This window comes from Bradyrhizobium sp. 35 (assembly GCF_023073215.1).
Lineage (GTDB): Bacteria > Pseudomonadota > Alphaproteobacteria > Rhizobiales > Xanthobacteraceae > Bradyrhizobium > Bradyrhizobium canariense_D.
Genome location: NZ_JADPJC010000057.1, coordinates 1 through 1,469, shown reverse-complemented (window position 1 = coordinate 1,469; position 1,469 = coordinate 1). Strand labels below are relative to the sequence as shown.

Genomic DNA, 1,469 nt, shown 5'->3' with positions numbered 1-1,469 from the left:
GGCGGGTTCAAACGGTCGTCGCAACACTCGCACATTGGAGGTTGCGATGAGTATTGGAGGACGGAGATCGGCACGATCTGGACGAGCGCCAATGCCATCGCCGGGGCGGCCGCAAGTTGCGGGGCGTGATGAACAGAGCAGATTTTGGCGGGGGATTGCCGCGGGGCTAAGCAGTGAAGAAGCTGCGCTTGAAGCCGGAGTATCGCAGCCTGTCGGATACAGATTGTTCCGAAAGGCGGGCGGCATGCCACCAGCAATATTCAGATCCTCGGCAAAGCCGCTCTCCGGGCGGTACCTGTCGTTTGCCGAGCGCGAGGAGATCGCACTTCTCAAGGTGCAGGGCCACTCCATGCAAGAAATCGGGCGCCGCCTCGCTCGGTCCGCCTCGACAATCTCCCGTGAACTGCGACGCAATGCAGCTACCAGAAGCGGCGGGTTGGAGTATCGTGCGACGACTGCCCAGTGGCATGCAGACCGATCGGCATGTCGGCCCAAACTGACCAAACTTGCGCTCAACAAAACCTTGCGCACTTATGTGGAGGAGAGACTTGCCGGCGTCGTCGTGGCACCGAGCGGCGCTTCCGTTCCCGGTCCGGTCGTTCCGTGGAACGGTCGCCGGCATGGCCCGCGAAGAGATCGGCGATGGGCCAAGGCCTGGAGCCCGGAGCAGATTGCCCGACGCTTGCCGATCGACTTCCCGGACGACAACACGATGCGCATCAGCCACGAAGCCATCTATCAGGCTCTCTTCGTTCAAGGCCGGGGAACGCTACGCCGCGAACTGACGGCATGCTTGCGAACGGGGCGCGTGCTAAGAGTGCCCAGAGCACGCGTAAAAAGGCGAGGCAAGGGCTTTGTCTCGCCGGAGATCATGATCAGTCAACGTCCCGCCGAAGCAACCGATCGAGCAGTGCCGGGACATTGGGAGGGAGACCTCATCCTTGGTCTTGGCAGCTCAGCGATTGGTACGCTGGTCGAGCGTACAACCCGGTTCACGATGCTGCTGCATCTTCCCCGCCTCATGGGGCACGGCGAAGCTCCGCGCATCAAGAACGGGCCTGCGCTCGCGGGACACGGCGCTGAAGCCGTACGGGACGCGATTACTCGCACCATCATCACCTTGCCACAAGAACTGCGGCGTTCGCTGACCTGGGACCAAGGCGCCGAAATGGCCCAGCACGATCGTCTCAAGATCGATGCAGGCGTTCAGGTCTACTTCTGCGATCCGCAAAGTCCATGGCAGCGCGGAACTAACGAGAACACCAACGGGCTGCTGCGTCAGTACTTCCCGAAAGGCACTGACCTCAGCGTCCATAGCGTCCATAGCGTCCATGACATCACCGCCGTTGCTGCCGTCCTCAACGCCCGACCGAGAAAGACGCTGGGATGGAAAACGCCGGCGGAGGCGCTTGACGATTGGCTATCATGAGTGAACAAGATCGCTGTTGCGACGATCGTTTGAATCCGCC

At 61.5% G+C, this 1,469-nt stretch carries 1 protein-coding gene; it reads left to right on the top strand.

Annotated features, from left to right (window positions below; all coding sequences use genetic code 11):
• The first annotated feature begins 46 nt into the window (after positions 1–46).
• Complete coding sequence (locus IVB36_RS13000) at positions 47–1,429, top strand: IS30 family transposase (RefSeq protein WP_247391585.1); 1,383 nt, start codon at positions 47–49, stop codon at positions 1,427–1,429.
• Positions 1,430–1,469: the final 40 nt, after the last annotated feature.